Genomic DNA, 20,188 nt, shown 5'->3' with positions numbered 1-20,188 from the left:
AATGTGGGACTTGAACCCACACGTCCGAAGACAAAGCATTTTGAGTGCTCCGCGTCTGCCATTCCGCCAATTCGGCTGGTATATCTTCAAGAATATCCTAGGCTGGAGGCATGGCCGACCAAGAGATCCAAACACCCACCAAAAGACGCGTAGTTGTTGCTGAAGACGAGTCACTTATCCGCATGGATATTGTGGAAACCCTTCGTGACAACGGTTTTGATGTAGTGGGTGAAGCTGGTGACGGTGAAGCCGCGGTTGCACTAGCTAAGGAACTTCGTCCAGATCTCGTGGTCATGGACGTCAAAATGCCGAAACTAGATGGTATTTCTGCTGCTGATCAGCTCAATAAAGAGCACATTGCACCTGTCGTGTTGTTGACTGCGTTCAGCCAGAAAGAACTTGTGGAACGAGCAACAGAAGCTGGAGCGCTGGCTTATGTCGTCAAGCCCTTCACTCCTAACGATCTACTTCCCGCTGTTGAAATTGCTTTATCTCGCTGGGCGCAGATTGTTGCCCTGGAAAATGAAGTAGCAGATCTTTCCGAGCGATTCGAGACTCGCAAGATTGTCGATATTGCCAAAGGAATTCTCAACGAAAAGATGGGGCTAACTGAGCCTGAGGCTTTCCGTTGGATTCAGAAGGCATCTATGGACCGTCGTCTGACCATGAAAGACGTAGCTGTCACTATCGTTGACCAGCTGGGCTCGGACCAGAAAAAGGAAAAGTAGAACTTACTTCTTTCGGTCCTTGATGAAGTTCGTCAAGCGAATGGTGGACAAACGTCGACCATTCTCATCTGTGCAGACAATCTCGTGAGTGGTAAGTGTGCGACCTAGGTGAAGTGCCTTACAGGTTGCAGTAACAATTCCCTCTGAAATACTTCCGGTGTGTGTAGCACTGACTTCGATACCAACGCCTACGCGGCCTTCACCAGCATGCATGTTTGCAGCGATGGAACCTAAGCCTTCTGCAATAACGACATAGGCGCCACCATGCAAAATACCGACAGACTGAGTGTTGCCCTCAACAGGCATCGTTGCCACAGCATATTCGGGGGAGAGCTCATGGATTTGGATGCCCATTTTGTCCCACAACGGGCCTGCCGAGAAACCGCGGTACTGCTCGAGATCTAGAACGGGGGGACGAACATATTCAGAAGACATTGAAGATTCCTCGCAAGCTGAGTCTGGCGTGCTGTGTAGGCTTGGCACGTGTCGAATAACGCCCAGCCTACCCTTATGGTCATTGATGGGCATTCGCTCGCATTCCGGGCGTTTTATGCCCTTCCAGTAGACAGTTTCAAGACAGCGGATGGCCAGCACACCAATGCCATCCATGGCTTCATTTCCATGATGCTGAACCTGCTGGCCAAGGAAAAGCCCACTCATTTAGCTGTCGCCTTTGACATTTCCCGGTATTCGTTCCGCACGCGGGAATACCCTGAATACAAGGGAACCCGCGGAGAAACCCCACCAGAGTTCATTGGTCAAGTTCCCCTCCTGCAAGATGCACTGCATGCAATGGGGATTACAACCATCACGAAAGAAGACTTCGAAGCAGATGACATCTTGGCAACCCTTGCCGCGCAAGGTTCAGCACAGAACTTTAAGGTGCTCGTAGTCTCAGGTGATCGCGACACTATTCAGCTCATCGACGACAACGTAACACTGCTCTATCCGTCAAAGCAGGGAGTTTCAGAGCTCACTCGTTATGACGCTGCCAAAGTTTTTGAACGTTACGGTATCCAGCCACACCAATATCCCGAGATCGCAGCTCTTGTCGGTGAGACCAGCGATAATCTGCCTGGTGTTCCCAAAGTGGGAGAAAAGACCGCGGTTAAGTGGATCAATGAATTTGGTTCACTCGATGAAATCTTGCGTCGAGCTGACGAAATCGGCGGAAAAGTCGGAGAAAGCCTTCGCGAGTTCAAAGAGAACGCAATTCGTAATCGCCGTCTCAACCGTTTGGTGGACGACGTCGAATTACCCGTTGGCCCAGGAGATCTAGAACGTCTCCCATTTGATTCTGAGGCAGTCAAGGAAGTATTCGGTCGTCTTGAGTTCAAGTCTTTGCTCACACGTGTGCTTGCTCTCAACGGAGATGATTCTCCTTCGACTTCCACAAACAAGCCCACGCCTGCTGCTTCGACATTTGTTCCAGTTGAAGAAGAGCGCTCAGAGCCCGTTGCTGCAACTGCTGCACCTCGTTCGCAACAGCTTTTAGATGAAGAACTTTCTGCCTGGCTTCACCGTGCTTCTGATTCTTCTCCGCAGGGTGTAGCAGTTGAACTTGAGGTTTATGCGACTGGTATCGCTGTTGTAGGCCTTGCCACTGAGTCTGAGACGGTTGCGGTTCCCTGGTCTCCTGTTCAAGCGGATATGAAGCCGTTGATTGACTGGCTGGCTGGACCTACCCCCAAAGTTTTCCACGGCGCTAAAGAACAAATCAAAGCTCTGCTTGCGCTTGGTATTCCTCTAGAAAATCTTGGTTTCGATACTGAAATAGCAGATTGGGTATTACGCCCAGACTCGTCAAAACGAGATCTTGCGGATTTGACCAAGCTTTACCTCAATGAATTACTTCCCACACCAGACCCCAACCAACTCGTTCCTGACGATTCTGCATTGGACGCTGGGGGGAGAGCTTGGTTTGTTCAGCGAATTGATAGTGCCTTGAGAGAAAAGATGGAAGCGGCCACTTTAGCTCTCTTCTTGGAAATTGAAATTCCTTCTCTCACAACGCTTGCAGCTATGGAAATGCGTGGCGTAACGGTCAATAAGAACAAACTTCAGTCGCTTTCAGACGAGCTGGGTGTACGTGCAGAGAAAGCAAAAACTGAAGCTTTTGAAGTCATCGGACGAGAAGTCAACCTTGCTTCCCCCAAGCAGCTCCAAGAAGTTCTCTTTGACCAACTGGGAATGCCGAAAACTCGTGCAACGAAGACCGGCTACACCACAGATGCAACTGCTCTGGCAGATCTTCAAGCAACCAACCCTCACCCATTCCTCGGTCTACTCCTTGAGCACCGAGATGTGACCAAGCTCAAGCAAATTGTTGAGACACTCATCCTGGCAATTGGTCCAGATGGCCGAATCCACACCACTTACGGGCAAACTGGCACCAGTACTGGTCGCTTGTCTTCTGCAAACCCCAATCTGCAGAACATCCCCATTAGAACTGCGGATGGTCGACGTATTAGAGAAGCTTTCGAGGTTGGTGAAGGGTTCGACACCCTGGTTACTGCTGACTACTCTCAGATCGAAATGCGCATCATGGCTCACTTCTCTGAAGATGAAGGCTTGATTGAAGCATTTATTTCGGGAGAAGACCTCCACAAATTTGTTGGTGCTCGTGTTTTTGGCGTAGAACCCTCAGAAGTAACCGGAGAAATGCGCAGTCAGGTCAAGGCCATGAGCTACGGCCTTGCTTATGGGCTCTCCGCTTTTGGTCTTGCCAGACAACTAGGTATCGACAACAGCGCAGCCAAGAAGCTGATGGCTGACTATTTCCAGCGCTTCGGGGGAGTGCGCGACTATCTGCGCAGTGTTGTGGAGCAAGCTCGAGCTCAGGGATATACAGAAACCTTATTTGGACGTAGAAGGCCATTCCCTGACTTAGCCAGCCCTAATCGCGTACTACGTGACAATGCTGAAAGAGCAGCTCTGAACGCACCAATGCAGGGAACTGCTGCTGACATCATGAAAATTGCCATGATTGGCATCGAACAAGACCTGGTTGCACTTGAGTTGAAGTCACAATTGCTTCTGCAGGTTCATGACGAATTAGTCTTGGAAGTCATTGAGTCTGAACGTGAACAGGTTGAGAAGATTGTGATTGACCGCATGGCACACGCAGCACAATTGAGTGTTCCGCTCGATGTCCAGATAGGTATTGGCGCGAACTGGAACGAAGCAGCTCACTAGCCAGATATCCGCGAGTTTGCGCGGAAGTCTCGTGTGAAGTAATCTGAGAGATGCACATTTGTGCGTTCTATCCGTCTGCCCGAAAGACAATTCAACAGCTTGCTGTGTCTGAAGGCCTGAAGTAAGTAAATACTGGAGCACGTTTTACATGACGCTTGTAGCAAAGAAGGCAGCCACTCAGGTTGCAATCAACGACATCGGTTCTGCTGAGGATTTCCTCGCCGCTGTCGAAAAGACCCTCAAGTTTTTCAACGATGGTGACCTCATTGAAGGCACCGTTGTTAAGGTAGATCGCGACGAGGTTCTCCTTGACGTTGGCTACAAGACCGAAGGTGTTATTCCTTCTCGTGAACTTTCCATCAAGCACGACATTGACCCCTCTGAGGTTGTCAAGGTTGGCGACACCGTTGAGGCACTCGTTCTTCAGAAGGAAGACAAAGAAGGCCGCCTCATCCTTTCCAAGAAGCGTGCACAGTACGAACGTGCATGGGGCGATGTTGAGAAGATCAAGGACGCTGACGGCATCGTTACCGGTTCGGTTATCGAAGTTGTTAAGGGTGGTCTGATCGTAGACATCGGTCTTCGTGGATTCCTTCCTGCATCTCTCATTGAACTTCGTCGCGTTCGCGACCTCACCCCTTACCTCGGTCAGGACATTGAAGCCAAGATTCTCGAGCTGGACAAGAACCGCAACAACGTTGTTCTTTCTCGCCGTGCTCTCCTTGAGCAGACTCAGTCCGAGAGCCGCAGCACGTTCCTGGTTAACCTCCAGAAGGGTCAGATCCGTAAGGGCGTCGTTTCTTCGATCGTCAACTTCGGTGCTTTCGTTGACCTCGGCGGCGTAGACGGTCTCGTCCACGTTTCTGAGCTCTCCTGGAAGCACATTGAGCACGCTTCTGAAGTTGTTGAAGTTGGCCAGGAAGTTACCGTCGAAATCCTCGAAGTTGACATGGACCGCGAGCGTGTATCGCTCTCGCTCAAGGCAACTCAGGAAGACCCATGGCAGGTATTTGCCCGTACCCACGCAATCGGACAGGTTGCTCCCGGTAAGGTCACCAAGCTTGTTCCATTCGGTGCATTCGTTCGCGTTGCTGACGGCATCGAAGGTCTCGTCCACATCTCTGAGCTCTCCGGCAAGCACGTTGAACTCGCAGAGCAGGTTGTCTCTGTTGGTGATGACGTCTTCGTCAAGGTCATCGACATCGACCTCGAGCGTCGTCGTATCTCGCTCAGCCTCAAGCAGGCTAACGAGGGTGTCGACCCCGAAGGTACCGAGTTTGACCCTGCTCTCTACGGCATGCTCACCGAGTATGACGAGAGCGGAAACTACAAGTACCCAGAGGGCTTCGACCCAGAAACCAACGAATGGCGTGAGGGCTTTGATGCCGCACGTGAGAAGTGGGAACTGGACTACGCAGCAGCTCAGGCTCGTTGGGAACAGCACAAGATTCAGGTCAAGGCAGCTAACGAAGCCGAAGCCAACATCCCTGATGCTCCAGCAGCAGCTGCTTCTGAAAGCACCTCTTTCTCCAGCGAGGCAGCTTCGGCTGGAACCCTTGCTGATGACGAGTCGCTTGCAGCACTTCGTGAGAAGCTTGCTGGCAACTAGTCACCAGAGTTATCACATGGGTGGGTCCTTCGGGGCCCACCCATTACTCGTTAAGCTGTGTACATGAAACTGATCGGTCTCACAGGGGGAATAGGCTCGGGCAAATCAACGATTGCTCGGAGGCTCGCTGAACATGGAGCCCACGTCATTGATGCAGATCAAGTGGCCCGCGATGTTGTTGCGCCAGGTGAACCTGCACTGGAAGCTATCTTTGCTGCGCTAGGCCAAGATCTTCGATTGCCAGATGGGTCATTAAACCGAAGTGCTTTAGGTTCGATTGTTTTCACCGACAAGAGCAAACTAGAACTCCTGAATTCGATTGTTCACCCAGCTGTCAAGAAACGAACTATGTCTCTCTTTTCCCAGGCTCCACAAGACTCTGTTGTCGTCTATGACGTGCCACTCCTTGTCGAAGCTTCCGTGGATTACCCATTCGAAGAAATCATTGTGGCGAGCGCTCCAGAATCAGTCCGAATTGAACGACTCATGGAACATCGCGGAATGACCGAAGCAGAAGCGGCATCTCGTATTGAGTCGCAAGCCCCTGAAGAAGACCGCCTCAAAATTGCGAATCATGTCGTGGATACAAGTGGTGATATTTCACACACATACTCTCAGGTTGACGCCCTCTGGGCACAGCTAAAAAACGTAGACTAGGGGAGTGGACCCCCGACGATCTGAGAAGCCTTTCAAGGTCGTTAGCGAGTATTCCCCCAGCGGTGATCAGCCCACCGCAATCGCAGAATTATCAGGCAGAATCAATGCCGGTGAAACTGATGTTGTCCTGCTTGGAGCTACAGGAACAGGTAAGTCTGCGACCACAGCGTGGCTCGTCGAAGCTGTTCAACGGCCTACCCTGATTCTTGCTCATAACAAAACTCTTGCTGCACAGTTAGCCACTGAATTCCGCGAGCTACTGCCAGATAATGCCGTGGAGTACTTTGTGTCTTACTACGACTACTACCAGCCAGAGGCATACGTCCCACAAACAGATACCTTCATTGAGAAAGACAGCTCAATCAATGCTGAGGTAGAACGTCTTCGACACTCAACAACGAACTCGCTGTTGACCAGACGCGACGTCGTTGTTGTCTCTACCGTTTCTTGTATCTATGGCCTTGGAGCTCCCCAAGAGTACTTAGAGGCCATGATTACCCTCGTTGTAGGGGAGAGAATTCCGCGAGAAGCTATCCTCCGTCAGTTTGTTTCCATGCAATATTCACGCAATGACATTGATTTCAGCAGAGGAAATTTCCGTGTGCGCGGAGACACCATTGAAATCATTCCGATGTATGAAGAACTTGCTGTGCGCATCGAGATGTTCGGGGATGAAATAGAGGCTCTGTACAGCCTGCATCCCTTAACCGGAGATGTTGTCGAGAAGCTCGACATGGTCTCTGTTTTCCCCGCTTCTCACTATGTTGCGAGCGAAGAAATCATGAAGAAAGCCATCGTTACTATTCGTGACGAAATGGAAGAACGCGTCGCTGAATTTGAAAAACAAGGCAAGCTCCTTGAAGCACAACGCTTACGAATGAGAACAACTTTCGATCTCGAAATGATGCAGCAGATTGGTTTCTGTTCAGGAATCGAAAACTATTCTCGTCACATAGATGTTCGTGAACCCGGTGAAGCTCCACAGTGTTTGCTTGATTACTTCCCTGACGACTTCCTCTGTGTCATTGATGAATCTCACGTCACTGTTCCACAGATCGGCGCCATGCACGAAGGTGATGCTTCTCGGAAGAGAACTCTCGTGGAGCATGGCTTCCGTCTTCCGTCGGCTATGGACAACAGACCACTTCGCTTTGATGAGTTCAAAGAACGAGTCGGTCAGACGGTATACCTTTCAGCCACGCCAGGAAAGTATGAAATGGGCATAGCTGATGGAGTGGTTGAACAAATCATTCGTCCCACTGGCCTGGTGGATCCACAAATCGTTATCAAGCCCTCAAAGGGCCAGATCGATGATCTTCTCGAGCAAATTCGTGTTCGGGCCTCCAAAGACGAACGTGTTCTTGTCACAACTCTCACGAAGAAAATGGCAGAAGAGCTCACCGACTTCCTCACAGAAGCCGGTGTTCGAGTGCGTTACCTTCATTCAGATGTGGACACACTTCGACGAGTTGAGTTACTTACTGAACTCCGCCAGGGCGTTTATGACGTACTTGTAGGAATTAACCTGCTTCGTGAGGGCCTCGACCTTCCAGAGGTTTCCCTCGTCGCGATATTGGATGCGGATAAGGAAGGTTTCCTTCGTTCTGCTACATCTCTGATCCAGACAATCGGACGTGCTGCTCGTAACGTCTCAGGTGAAGTGCACATGTATGCCGATGTTGTAACGAAATCCATGGCACAAGCCATTGACGAAACAACCAGGCGTCGTGAAAAACAAGTCGCCTATAACCTCGCACACGGAATTGATCCTCAACCACTACGGAAAAAGATTGCCGACATCACGGCAATGCTCCAACGTGAGGAAGCGGATACTGCAGAACTGCTGGCAGATTCGGGAAGCAAGAAGACTAAGAGTGGTTCTTCATCATCCTCGACACCATCGTTTGCTCCAAGAATCGGAGCTGCTGGGGCCACTGAGCTTGGAAATATCATCGCTGATCTGAATGATCAAATGTTGATTGCTGCTGCAGAATTGAAGTTCGAACTTGCAGCACGCTTACGAGATGAACTCTCTGAACTTAAACGTGAACTACGCATTATGAAAGAAGCAGGACATGCCTAAGCCCACCAACACTCACTCGCACTTGAGTGTCAAAGGTGCCCGAGTTCATAATCTCCAGAACGTAGATTTAGAGATCCCTCGCGATTCTCTTGTTGTCTTCACCGGACTATCAGGTTCTGGAAAGTCCTCACTTGCATTCGACACCATCTTTGCTGAAGGCCAGCGTCGTTATGTCGAGTCTCTTTCTGCCTACGCACGTCAGTTCTTAGGTCAAGTAGATCGACCAGATGTTGATTTCATCGAAGGTCTCTCACCGGCTGTCTCTATTGATCAAAAATCAACGAACCGTAACCCTCGTTCCACGGTGGGAACCATTACAGAGATTTACGACTACATGCGTCTTCTGTGGGCACGCATCGGGATTCCTCACTGCCCTGAGTGCGGTGAGATTATCCAGTCCCAGACAGTTCAGCAGATCGCTGATCAACTCATGGATCTTCCTGAGGGAACGCGCTATCAAGTAGTGGCACCCGTAGTGTCACAAAAGAAGGGTGAGTTTGTCGATCTTTTTGCTGAACTCACTGCCTCTGGTTATTCACGTGTCATTGTCGACGGTGACGTCATTCAACTTGCAGATGCTCCCGCTCTCAAAAAGAGTTTCAAGCACGATATTTCTGTTGTCATTGACCGCCTTGTTGCAGGCCCTGAATTACTCTCACGCCTGACTGATTCCCTCGAAACTGCTCTAAAACTGACCAATGGCACCGTAGACATCAACTACGTTGACGAGGAAGGCGATAGCGCATGGCAATCCTTCAGTGAAAAGCTCTCCTGCCCAAATGCTCACCCCATTCAGTTAGCTGAGATTGAGCCTCGGACCTTTTCCTTCAACTCGCCCTTTGGTGCTTGTCCCATCTGTTCAGGTCTAGGCACCAAAATGTCCGTTGATGAAGAACTCCTCATGGGTGACCCTTCTCTCTCCATCAACGACGGTGTCATCATTCCTTGGGCAACCCAGGGAAAGGGATTGTTTCAGTACTACGAGAAACTGCTCTTAGGTTTGGCAGCAGATCTTGAATTCTCTCTAGATACACCGTGGGAAGAACTAGACGAAGAAGTTCGTGAAGCCGTCATGAATGGGAACAACTTTAACGTCCGCGTGAAGTGGAAGAACCGCTACGGTCGTGAAGTTCAATACAGTTCAGGTTTTGAAGGCGTTGTTCCCTATATTGAGCGCCAGTATCTTCAAGCAGACACCGATGTTCAACGTGCACGATGGGCTGAATATCTCCGTGAGGTTCCTTGTGCTGAATGTGCTGGACAGCGCTTGAAGCCAGAAGTTTTAGCAGTCAAGATCAATGGTCTTTCGATTGCAGATTTAGCTGAGTTACCCCTTTCTGATGCTCGTAACTTTATGGATGGTCTTACTCTCACCGATCGTGACGCGATGATCGCTGCACAGGTCCTTCGAGAGATTCGTGCACGTTTGAATTTCTTGATTGAAGTGGGCCTGACCTATCTCAATCTCTCTCGTGCTGCTGGTTCTCTGTCGGGTGGAGAAGCTCAACGCATTCGCCTTGCTACCCAGATTGGCTCGGGACTGACCGGAGTACTTTATGTCCTTGATGAGCCCTCCATTGGGCTGCACCAAAGAGATAACCGTCGCCTCATCGACACGTTGATCAAGCTCCGCGACTTAGGAAACACTCTCATTGTGGTTGAGCACGATGAAGACACCATTCACACTGCCGACTGGATTGTTGACATTGGTCCAGGTGCTGGAGTCAATGGAGGAAAGGTTGTTCATTCGGGCGACTATGCGTCGCTCTTGAAGAACACTGAATCAATTACCGCTGACTATGTCTCGGGGCGAACAAAGATCGAGATTCCTTCAAAGCGTCGTCCCATCGATAAAGAGCGTGAAATCACTGTTGTTGGTGCGGAAGCAAATAACCTCAAGAAAGTCACTGCAACTTTCCCGTTGGGCACGTTGACAGCAGTCACTGGTGTTTCAGGCTCTGGCAAATCGTCTTTGGTCAATGACATCCTCTATAAAGTGCTCGCAAATAAGCTCAATGGTGCTCGTACCGTTGCTGGCAAGCACGTTCGTGTTACGGGACTAGAACACCTCGATAAGGTGATCCACGTCGACCAAAACCCCATCGGACGAACTCCTCGATCTAACCCGGCAACGTACACCGGAGTTTTCGACAAAATTCGAACTCTCTTCTCCGAGACGACAGAATCAAAAACCCGTGGATATCAGCAGGGTCGTTTCAGTTTCAACGTTAAGGGTGGACGCTGTGAAGCGTGTGCAGGTGATGGAACTCTCAAAATTGAGATGAACTTCCTTCCTGACGTCTACGTGGATTGTGAAGTGTGCCATGGCAAGCGTTACAACAGAGAAACTCTTCAGGTTCGCTACAAGGGCAAGAACATCTCAGAAGTTTTGGATATGCCCATCGCGGAAGCGGCAGAGTTCTTCGAGCCCATTAGTTCTATTCACCGTTTCCTGAAAACTCTTGTGGATGTTGGACTGGGTTATGTCCGTCTCGGGCAAAGTGCGACAACTCTCTCCGGTGGAGAAGCTCAGCGAGTAAAACTCGCAACTGAACTTCAGAAACGCAGTAATGGTCGAAGCATTTATGTACTCGACGAGCCCACTACTGGCCTTCACTTTGAAGATGTCCGTAAGCTCCTTTTGGTCCTGAATTCACTTGTTGATAAAGGCAACACTGTCATCGTGATTGAACATAACTTGGATGTCATCAAGAGTGCTGACTGGCTTATTGATTTAGGTCCTGAAGGTGGAGCTGGTGGTGGAGAAATTATTGCCGTGGGAACACCAGAACAGGTAGCACTGAGCACTAAGAGCCATACCGCAACGTTCCTTCGAGAGATCATCAAGACCTAGCCATGGCAGATACCGTCCCGTATCGCCCCAAAACAGGCGATATTCCGACTGATCCCGGTGTCTATCGATTCCGTGATGAGTCCGGACGTATCTTGTATGTCGGCAAGGCCAAGAATCTTCGTGCACGCCTGACGAGCTATTTCGCGCCTCTCGATACTCTTCACGAACGTACCCGCCGCATGGTCACCTCCGCTGCAAGTGTGGAGTGGACGATTGTGGGCACCGAATTTGAAGCCTTACAGCTTGAATTCACGTGGATTAAGGAATTCGACCCTCCTTTCAATATTCAATTCCGTGATGACAAGAGCTACCCCTATCTCGCCATCACGCTGGGGGAGAAGATTCCCCGAGTCATGGTGACGCGTACCCGCAAGATTGAGAATGCTCGATACTTCGGCCCCTATACAAAGACCTGGGCGATTAGGGAAACTCTTGATCTGATCCTTCCTGTTTTTCCCGTACGAACATGTTCTGAAGGCGTGTATAAGAAGGCTGAGAAGGCAAAGAGACCTTGTCTTCTCGGTGACATTGGTCGTTGTGCTGCTCCCTGTGCTGGTCGTGTGTCACCCGAAGAACATCGTTCTCTTGCTCTTGATTTAGCTACGTTCATGACGGGCAAGAATGATTCACACATCAAGAACCTCAAAGAGAAGATGGCATTGGCCTCTTCTAAGCAAGATTATGAATCTGCAGCCAAGTACCGTGACAATATTCAAGCTTTGGAGACAGTTGCCTCCAAGAGTGCTGTGGTTCTCAATGATGACGTTGATACAGATGTCTTCGGATTAGCTAGTGACGAACTTTCTGCAGCTGTGCAATTGTTCATTGTCCGAGAAGGACGTATTCGAGGCGTGCATTCCTGGAACGTTGATACAGAGCTCGATGTAACAATCAGTGAACTCGTCGACAATATGCTCAGAACGGCATATGACTCAAATGAAATTCCTCCGAGGGAAATCATTGTTCCTGAAATCCCTGAAGACTCTTCTGCGCTTTCGACATGGCTGACTGAGATTCGTCGAGAACGACTCGGAGATGAACGTGCTGCTTCCGTCAAGATCCGGGTAGCCCAACGAGGTGATTTAGCAGCGCTTGCCAGCACAGTTAAACACAATGCTCAACAGGCCCTGGTTCTCTATAAGACAAAACGCAGGGCTGATTACGTCACTCGTACTAAAGCACTCAGTGATGTCCAAGAAGCACTTGGTCTTGCTGAATCACCGTTACGCATCGAATGCTTCGATGTGTCTCACCTAGGTGGGACCAAAATTGTTGCGTCAATGGTTGTTTTCGAAGACGGTCTCGCAAAAAAGAGTGACTACAGAAAATTCAGTATCGCCCAAGCACGCGACGATACTGATGCCATGAATCAGGTCCTCACCAGACGTGCGGCATATCTGACCGGTCAAGAAGAAGATACCGAAAAGAAAGCCTCGAGTTTTTCCTACCCGCCTGGATTGTTTGTGGTTGATGGCGCACTGCCTCAGGTCAACGCGGCTGCACAAGCACTTCACGCAGCAGGTCTCAGTCACATCCCAGTCGTTGGCCTAGCAAAACGACTAGAAGAACTCTGGTTGCCGGGGGAGAAGTTCCCCATTATTTTGCCTCGAAACTCAGAAGCGTTATTTCTTTTCCAGCAGTTACGTGATGAGGCTCACCGTTTTGCCATCACGTTCCAAAGAGCAACTCGTAAAAGAGATATCAATACTGTTCTCTCAGAAGTCCCTGGAATGGGGCCAGCCAAGGTCAAAGCAGTTCTCGCGCAATTTGGATCTGTTGCTCAATTGCGCAAAGCAAGTGTGGCTGAGATAGCTGAAACCCCGCAGATCAGTCCTGCTGTTGCCCAGGCGATCAAAGACACACTCTCTAACCGCTAGTTTTTGAGTGCGTTAACAGCCAGATCTGTTCTGTCCGTCACGATGCCATCAACGCCGTTGTTGATGAGTTCTTCCATCTCTTGGGGGTCGTTGATAGTCCAGACATGAACCTTCACTCCAGCTGAGTGATACATCTTTACTAAGCGTGGAGAAACAATACTGAGCCCCAGTGCTCGTGCAGGAATTTGAATCGCGTCGAAATTTCTCAGGAACTTCTTAACAAGCCATTTCTGACCACACAACCCAGCAAAAAGTGCTGGTGCAAACTCACTCACTGATGGCGAAGAAGCAGTGCCAGGGGCGAGAGCCATAGTGGCTTTACGCCTGTGGGCATCAAATGAGGTTAGGAGGACTCTGTCGTGTGCATTGAGCTCATTGATCACAGCTGCTACAGGTATTGACGCTTCTGCATTTTTGATATCGATGTTGAATTTGGTGTCGGGAAGCTTTTCTAGAGCTTCACGCACGGTGGGAACGTAATCCGGGAGCTCAGCAGCACACAATGAAGAGATTGCTCTGCCGTCAATATCGTCATCATGAAAAAGAACTGCAACACCATCTTTAGTTCCATGAGCATCTGTTTCAATGTAATCGGCGCCAGCCTTTAAAGCTGCTGTGAAAGCTGCCACAGAGTTTGGCTGGACATCCAGTGCCAAGCCTTGATGGGCAAGTACATGGGGGAGAGCGGAATCCAAATACGGGTGCACGGCTAGAGGCTAACACTGTCCAGGCTTGGTAGTCTGCTTGAGGAAACTTTTCACTAAGGAGACTCTCGTGTCGAACCCATTAGCTGCCGGATCACTATCTGGAAAACGCGCACTTGTTACCGGATCCTCCCGCGGTATTGGCGCCGACACGATCAACTATTTTGCTGAAGCTGGCGCCAAAGTTGTTGTGAACTTCCGTAATAAAGAAGCTCGTGCGCTCAAGATTGTTGATGCCATCACCGCAAATGGTGGTGAAGCTATTGCAGTGGGTGCAGACCTTACTGATTCCAATTCTGTTGCCGCGATGTTTGCTGCTGCACAAGAAGCCTTTGGCGGTCTCGACATTCTGGTCATGAACGCTTCTGGCGGAATGGAAGCAGGCATGGGTGATGACTATGCCATGAAGCTCAATCGGGACTCTCAGGTAAACCTCCTCAAGTCGGCTCTGAACGTTCTTGTTGATGGTGCACGAGTCGTCTTCGTTACTAGCCACCAAGCGCACTTCATTCGCACAACCCCCACCATGGATGAGTATCTTCCGGTAGCGCTCTCTAAGCGTGCTGGTGAAGATGCACTGCGTGACATGATTCCTGAACTTGAAGCTCGGGGCATTGGTTTCACTGTTGTATCGGGAGACATGATCGAAGGCACCATCACAGCAACCCTTCTGGAGCGCGCAAATCCTGGGGCAATCAACGCCCGTAAGGAATCTGCTGGAAAGCTCTACAACGTGAGTGAATTTGCTGCTGAAGTGGCACTGGCTGCAGTTGAACCAGTGCCAGCTGATAACACTCGCCTTGTTGGCGACGTGAGCTCCTTCGTAGCTGAGTAAAGATGGTGCGCCCAGCGCATAGACGAGTATCGCGAGTTGTTCTACTAGATCAACACGATCGATTCTTGCTCTTGCTTACAGCTTCACCTCGTTTACAAACGCCTGTCGTTCGCTGGCTTACACCGGGCGGGGGAGTAGAAGACCACGAAACCCATGCAGAGGGTGCTATTCGAGAACTTTTTGAGGAAACTGGTTTACGTGTGGATTCCGTGGGCGACCCCATTTGGAGTATCGAGGGTCAATCAGTATTTAACGATGGACATGTACAAACCACTTACAGTGAATACTTCGTCGTCAGAACAAACTCTTTTGACATCACGAACGAACATTGGATGGATAACGAATTCATCGATATCACCGATGTTCGATGGTGGAGCTTGGATGAACTACTACTTTCAGGTGAAAAGTACTCACCAGAGCCTCTTGCTGAAGTTATCCAGATAGCTCTCGAAAAGACTCGAGAGAACTAAAAAAGGCCCGGAAACATCCGGGCCCCATTTAGTTATTGTTGCTAGATAGCGTTCTTCGCAGCTTTGCCGATCATAATTGCTCCGATGATCTGAGCTACTGCAATAACGAGCAGGAAGATTCCGGCAATCATTGTCAGGACTGCAACGCCCTCGAGGGGGAGTAGTACGACGACAATTCCCGCAATAACCGAGATGATTCCGGCAATGATGGAAAACGCCTTTGAAGGAGACTTAGAAGATTCAACAATGCTGACGATTCCATCAATAATCCATGAGATACCGATCAAGATTCCGATGACGGCAAGGATTTCTGCGGGGTGAATAACGGCGAGCACGCCAACAACAAGAAGCAAAAGACCAATGATGATATTCAGCGCTCGACCAGCAGCACCAAAGGCTCCAGAGAAAAGTCCTGTTCCGAGGCGAACAGCACCACGAACAATGAAGTAGATTCCGAACAGAACGGCGACAACCTCTAGTACCTGACCAGTAGCGGTAAGGATGAGGACACCAAAGAGAGCAGAAAGAATCGCTCCAATAATGAGGCCGGTGCGGATTACCTTGATGGTTTGCTTCGCAGTTTCGTGGCCATCGCCATAAAAAGCAAAACCCTGAACGTCAGGGGAAGTGTTGGACATAAGAGCTCCTTTGTAGTGCGTTGAACGCTCTATCAGGATAATTCCCGCACCACTGTTTATCCCTATTGCTTGCGCCGGTCGCTGGAAATTGGCAGTCTGGGGCTGTGGCACACTCTTCCCTCACTAACGGCAATGTCTCTTTTTGGTATGACGAAGTGGGTTTTCCCGTTCGAAAGCCTGCACTCGCAGAATCTCTCAGCTGCGATGTGTGCATTGTGGGTGCTGGATACACAGGAATGTGGACTGCCTACTATCTCAAGAAAGCAGCACCGAATTTACGTGTTGTTCTACTAGAGCAGCAGTTTGCCGGCTACGGAGCTTCAGGTCGCAATGGCGGTTGGCTGACAAACTCAGTCACAGGAGGGCGCGATCAATACGTTTCTTCGCACGGAAAAGAATCAGCTCTTGCGATGCAGTCTGCGATGAACCATACCGTCGATGAAGTGATCCGCATTTGCGAGCTGGAAGGTATTGACGCTGACATAGTCAAAGGTGGAGAGCTCAACGCTGCTTTCAATCCAGCGCAACACGAACGTTTGCTTGAGTGGGCTGCTGAAGAACATTCGTGGGGATATGACGATGTCCAGGTATTCAATAAAGCTGAGACGCTGTCTCGCATTACTTTGCCGAATGTCCGATCTTCCATTTGGCATCCTCATTGCGCTCGTATACAGCCGGCCAAATTAGCCCAAGGATTAAGGAAAGTAATTCTCGAGCTCGGTGTTGAACTATACGAAGACACCACCGTGGTCGAAATTGGAATTAATCAAGCGATTACTGCACAGGGAACTGTTCACGCGGACCACGTTATTCGGGCCACCGAAGGCTTTACAGCGAACCTCAAAGGTGTTCACCGACAAGTCCTTCCCATGAATTCTTCAATCATCATGACAGAGCCACTTCCTGAGGCGGTGTGGGAAGAAATTGGGTGGTCGGGATACGAAACCCTCGGCGATATGGCACATGTGTATTTCTACGCACAACGTACTGCCGATAATCGAATTGCCATGGGAGGCAGGGGAGTGCCCTACCGTTTTGGTTCAAAAACGGATACCAATGGCACAGCCCAGGCTTCCACGGTCAAGACTTTAATGAACCTGACCCGTAAACATTTCCCTCAAACACAGAATTTTGAATTTGAGCACGTCTGGTCTGGGGTTCTTGGTGTCCCGCGTGATTGGTCTGCAGCAGTGAATTATGTCAGTTCCACAGGAGAGGGATCTGCTGGTGGATATGTGGGGACCGGCGTAACTGCGACAAACCTTGCGGGAAGAACTCTCGCTGATCTCATACAAGGTAAACAGACTGAACTCACGAATCTGCCTTGGGTGAACCATCACGTACGAAATTGGGAAATAGAACCTTTGAGATGGATTGCAACTCATGGTTTGTATGCAGCCTATGGTCTAGCTGACACCCGTGAGCAGAACAGTAGTTCTTCACACACTTCAGTGATAGCCGCCCTGGCAAACAAGATCACTGGACGACACTAACTGGGTATTAGTCCGATAATACACATTATGTCAGGTTAGCTATTTCCCGTCTGTACTGATCACTCCCCACTCATTCGTAACAATTGAGGTCTATAACTTTGACTCACCTCCGAGTTGATTCATAGAGTGCAGGAATGAGCAAAACTTCTCCAGCACCACGGATATCTCACTATGCAGGTGTTTTGTGGGGATTGCTCGGAATTCTTGCCTTTTCCTTCACACTCCCCTTCACACGGGTGGCAGTAGAAACGATCAGTCCTTTTTTCATGACAACGGGCCGTGCGACACTAGCTGCCATATTTGCACTTATTGCATTTGTAATCGTGAGGCCTAAGTGGCCTAACCGACGTCAAGTAATACGTCTCACTGTTGTTGCTCTTGGAGTAGTTGTCGGTTTCCCCCTATTTACCTCTTTAGCGCTTCAGAGCGTGCCCTCGGCGCATGGAACTGTCGTCATTGCTCTGCTTCCAGCAGTTACTGCCCTATTTGTCGTTATTCGGACAGGTGAACGGCCGAGTGTTCTCTTTTGGGTTGCCTCAATAGCTGGTGCAGCCGCTGTTGTGGTGTTCCTGGCACTTGGAAGTGGCTTTTCAGGTGTGAGCCTTCCAGATATCTATTTGGTCCTTGCAGTCGTGCTAGCAGCAATTGGCTATACAGAGGGTGGATTACTCTCGAGAGAACTGGGTTCATGGCAGACCATTTGCTGGGCACTGATCATCTCATTACCCCTCATGGCTCCCCTGACTGCTGTAAATGCGTGGCTCGTTCCGTTGTCACAGGAACCAGTTGCATGGCTGTGTTTTCTATATACAGCTGTATTCAGCATGTTTCTAGGATTTTTCGCCTGGTATCGCGGCCTCGCTATTGGACCTATGACATCCGTGAGTCAGGTTCAACTCAGTCAGCCCGTATTCACCTTGCTGTGGTCTGCACTGATTCTTGGAGAAGTTCTCACCCCTGACATCCTCATTGGTGGAGCCGTGATTATTGCGCTTGCGTTTATAGCTGTGAGGGCCCGTGTGAAAACCTTTGAACCCTCTAGTGTTAGTAAGTGATGTCCCCGAAAAAACTCTCACCACGTAGTTGGTACTGGTACACATTTCTTTCGTTTGGTATCCAGGGTCTCTTTTTCTCCACGTGGGTGAGTAGGACACCTGAAATACAGAAATTGCTGGGGCTGGATACCGCTCAGATGGGTTTATTCACCCTTGCAATGGCGCTAGGTTCACTCGTAGGACTTCTAGCAGCAGGGCGAATAATCGCCCATTATGGAGTTCGACTTGTTCTAATTTCTTCATATGCAATTGGTGCAATTGCGTTAGCTTTTCTAGGAATTTTCTCTCAACAAGGAAACCTCGTTTTATCAACTGCCCTGCTAATTCTGGTAGGTATGTCCGGTGGTGCTGGCGGACTTGCCATCAACATTGAGGGTGCGAACGTTGATCGAAATTCAACAAAGAGCTTGCTTCCTTCTCTACATGGAGCTTTCAGTCTTGGTTCACTTATCGGTGGCGCAATTGGAACAGTTGCCATCGTTGCCGGCATAAATGTTGAAATGAACTTCATCGTTATGTCCGTTGTGGTGTTGCTTGGAACCGCATTTGTTCTGACGAAACTCCCTGAAGAATCAGGTAAGCATCTACACGACAACATGAATACCGAAGAAATACGAACAATCCCTTCTGCAAAGGAACGTCGATCTGTCTGGCGCGAGCCTCAAACGCTCATGGTTGCATTCATTGTTATCGGCTTCAATCTTGCAGAAGGTACAGCAAGCACTTGGCTTCCCATCGCGCTTGTAGATGCGGGGCTTTCAAGTGCCATCGCTACAGCTTCTTTTACAGTGTTCGCTGGGGCCATGGCTGTTGGAAGACTTAGTGGTGGTTTGGTCGTTGACAAGCTTGGTCGTTCTCGATCAATTCTGCTTTTTGGAGCGTTAACAGCAGCTGGAATTCTCGTAGTGATATTGACTGGATTTATTGCGTTACCTCTTGTAGGTGCAGCCTTGTGGGGGCTTGGAAATTCTGTCGGGTTCCCTTTATGCGTCTCCGCAGTTTCAGAAGAACCTCGTCTCGCAAGCTCACGAGTAGGTGTGCTGTGGATTTCTAGTAATGCTTCTGGAATTACCGGTCCCCCATTACTAGGATTCATCGGACAAGTTGCCGGCCTATTCACGGCATTCCTGGTGCCCTTCTTCCTCCTCATTGCAGGAATGGCCTTCAATCGTGCGACACGAACACACATAACTGTCGACGCGCGTCGATGAATGTGATTCAATAAACACATGTCGACTTCTGTTGGCGAAACAAAGTCGTTTCGCTCCCAAGCAATCATTCTTTTTGCCTACTTCCTCGTTTTTGGCGTGGGCGGTGCTTCATGGCTTGTTCGCTTGCCTGAAGTGCGCAGCTACATCAATGTGTCCACCTCAATACTGGGCTGGGTACTTTTTGCTGGCTCTGTCGGAGCCCTCACGTCACTGCTGCTCTCCGGATGGTTTGTTGCACGTTTCGGAGCCCGAGCCGCTGTAGTTGTTGGTTTCACCACCCTTGGTATTGGTCAGGTTATTCAAGCGCTGTCTTTGATTGGTGAAGCACCTCTTGGTGTGGCACTCGGTGGATTAGTTGCAGGATTAGGTTACGGAATCGGCGATGTGGGTATCAATGTCGAAGGTGCGGAACTCGAAAAAGCACGCGGCAAAAGTCTGCTTCCACAGCTACATGGCGCCTACAGCTTGGGAGCATTAGCCGGAGCTGGAATCGGCACTATTGCAATCATCACCCAGTTCTCGCTTGTGATTCAGATGATTGTTATCGCGATCGTTACAACGTCAATCGCATGGTTCACCTACAAGAAATTACCCGCCGATACTGGCAAGTCTCTCGTCACAACTGCCGGTGTGAAAGCGAAACGTGAACGTGTTGTTCTTTCTCGTCGAATTCTGTTCCTTGGGCTCGGAATCATGGGGCTGTCGCTCGCTGAAGGTGGTTCTAATGACTGGTTGGCACTTTCTGTTGTAGATGACTACAAACTGGACACGACAACCGC

Annotated in this window: 15 protein-coding genes and 1 pseudogene; 13 read left to right on the top strand and 3 right to left on the bottom strand. The window is 49.8% G+C overall.

Features of this window, described 5'->3' with window-relative positions; all coding sequences use genetic code 11:
- Positions 1–110: 110 nt before the first annotated feature.
- The gene (locus Q0362_RS01585) at positions 111–728 is read left to right on the top strand and encodes an ANTAR domain-containing response regulator (protein ID WP_298119070.1); all 618 of its coding nucleotides are present in this window, start codon (positions 111–113) and stop codon (positions 726–728) included.
- A 3-nt stretch (positions 729–731) separates the two neighbouring features.
- Here the strand turns inward: Q0362_RS01585 and Q0362_RS01580 are convergent, their stop codons facing one another.
- Positions 732–1,163 carry a PaaI family thioesterase gene (locus Q0362_RS01580; RefSeq protein WP_298119068.1) on the bottom strand — a complete coding sequence of 144 codons (432 nt, stop codon included), beginning with the start codon at positions 1,161–1,163 and terminating at the stop codon, positions 732–734.
- Between the two features lie 48 nt (positions 1,164–1,211).
- Here Q0362_RS01580 and polA point away from each other — a divergent pair, with 48 nt between their 5' ends.
- The 6 genes from polA to uvrC all read left to right on the top strand — a co-directional run bounded on the left by polA (position 1,212) and on the right by uvrC (position 13,003).
- The gene (gene polA / locus Q0362_RS01575) at positions 1,212–3,923 is read left to right on the top strand and encodes a DNA polymerase I (RefSeq protein ID WP_298119066.1); all 2,712 of its coding nucleotides are present in this window, start codon (positions 1,212–1,214) and stop codon (positions 3,921–3,923) included.
- 148 nt (positions 3,924–4,071) lie between these two features.
- The gene (gene rpsA, locus Q0362_RS01570) at positions 4,072–5,532 is read left to right on the top strand and encodes a 30S ribosomal protein S1 (RefSeq protein WP_298119064.1); all 1,461 of its coding nucleotides are present in this window, start codon (positions 4,072–4,074) and stop codon (positions 5,530–5,532) included.
- Between the two features lie 63 nt (positions 5,533–5,595).
- The gene (gene coaE, locus Q0362_RS01565; RefSeq protein WP_298119062.1) at positions 5,596–6,189 is read left to right on the top strand and encodes a dephospho-CoA kinase; all 594 of its coding nucleotides are present in this window, start codon (positions 5,596–5,598) and stop codon (positions 6,187–6,189) included.
- A gap of 4 nt (positions 6,190–6,193) precedes the next feature.
- Positions 6,194–8,272 carry an excinuclease ABC subunit UvrB gene (gene uvrB, locus Q0362_RS01560; RefSeq protein ID WP_298119060.1) on the top strand — a complete coding sequence of 693 codons (2,079 nt, stop codon included), beginning with the start codon at positions 6,194–6,196 and terminating at the stop codon, positions 8,270–8,272.
- The gene (gene uvrA / locus Q0362_RS01555; RefSeq protein ID WP_298119058.1) at positions 8,265–11,126 is read left to right on the top strand and encodes an excinuclease ABC subunit UvrA; all 2,862 of its coding nucleotides are present in this window, start codon (positions 8,265–8,267) and stop codon (positions 11,124–11,126) included. The genes uvrB and uvrA overlap by 8 nt, the downstream gene beginning before the upstream one ends.
- Before the next feature lie 2 nt (positions 11,127–11,128).
- Complete coding sequence (uvrC, locus tag Q0362_RS01550; RefSeq protein WP_298119056.1) at positions 11,129–13,003, top strand: excinuclease ABC subunit UvrC; 1,875 nt, start codon at positions 11,129–11,131, stop codon at positions 13,001–13,003.
- Here the strand turns inward: uvrC and Q0362_RS01545 are convergent.
- The gene (locus Q0362_RS01545; protein WP_298119054.1) at positions 13,000–13,710 is read right to left on the bottom strand and encodes a glycerophosphodiester phosphodiesterase family protein; all 711 of its coding nucleotides are present in this window, start codon (positions 13,708–13,710) and stop codon (positions 13,000–13,002) included. The two genes, uvrC and Q0362_RS01545, sit on opposite strands and share 4 nt — an antisense overlap.
- Before the next feature lie 67 nt (positions 13,711–13,777).
- Here Q0362_RS01545 and Q0362_RS01540 point away from each other — a divergent pair, with 67 nt between their 5' ends.
- The gene (locus Q0362_RS01540) at positions 13,778–14,542 is read left to right on the top strand and encodes an SDR family oxidoreductase (protein WP_298119051.1); all 765 of its coding nucleotides are present in this window, start codon (positions 13,778–13,780) and stop codon (positions 14,540–14,542) included.
- 2 nt (positions 14,543–14,544) lie between these two features.
- Positions 14,545–15,012 (top strand): NUDIX hydrolase, encoded by a 468-nt coding sequence (locus tag Q0362_RS01535; RefSeq protein WP_298119049.1) that lies wholly within the window; start codon positions 14,545–14,547, stop codon positions 15,010–15,012.
- Positions 15,013–15,053: 41 nt separating this feature from the next.
- On the opposite strand, the gene Q0362_RS01530 is transcribed toward Q0362_RS01535, so the two are convergent.
- Positions 15,054–15,650, bottom strand: coding sequence for an HdeD family acid-resistance protein (locus Q0362_RS01530; protein WP_298119047.1), 597 nt, complete (start codon positions 15,648–15,650; stop codon positions 15,054–15,056).
- Positions 15,651–15,754: 104 nt separating this feature from the next.
- Here Q0362_RS01530 and Q0362_RS01525 point away from each other — a divergent pair, with 104 nt between their 5' ends.
- The 4 genes and pseudogenes from Q0362_RS01525 to Q0362_RS01510 all read left to right on the top strand — a co-directional run.
- Positions 15,755–17,143, top strand: coding sequence for an FAD-binding oxidoreductase (locus Q0362_RS01525; protein WP_298119045.1), 1,389 nt, complete (start codon positions 15,755–15,757; stop codon positions 17,141–17,143).
- Between the two features lie 134 nt (positions 17,144–17,277).
- A complete protein-coding gene (locus Q0362_RS01520; protein WP_298119043.1) occupies positions 17,278–18,198 on the top strand; it encodes a DMT family transporter in 921 nt (306 codons plus the stop codon).
- Complete coding sequence (locus Q0362_RS01515; RefSeq protein WP_298119072.1) at positions 18,198–19,409, top strand: MFS transporter; 1,212 nt, start codon at positions 18,198–18,200, stop codon at positions 19,407–19,409. Before Q0362_RS01520 ends, Q0362_RS01515 begins: the two co-directional genes overlap by 1 nt.
- 18 nt (positions 19,410–19,427) lie before the next feature.
- Positions 19,428–20,188: pseudogene (locus Q0362_RS01510) on the top strand (hypothetical protein); the annotation flags it as partial.

This window comes from uncultured Aurantimicrobium sp., from assembly GCF_936931525.1.
Classification (GTDB): domain Bacteria; phylum Actinomycetota; class Actinomycetes; order Actinomycetales; family Microbacteriaceae; genus Aurantimicrobium.
The sequence above is the reverse complement of the archived record's forward strand: the minus strand, read 5'-3'. Positions and strand labels throughout refer to the sequence as shown.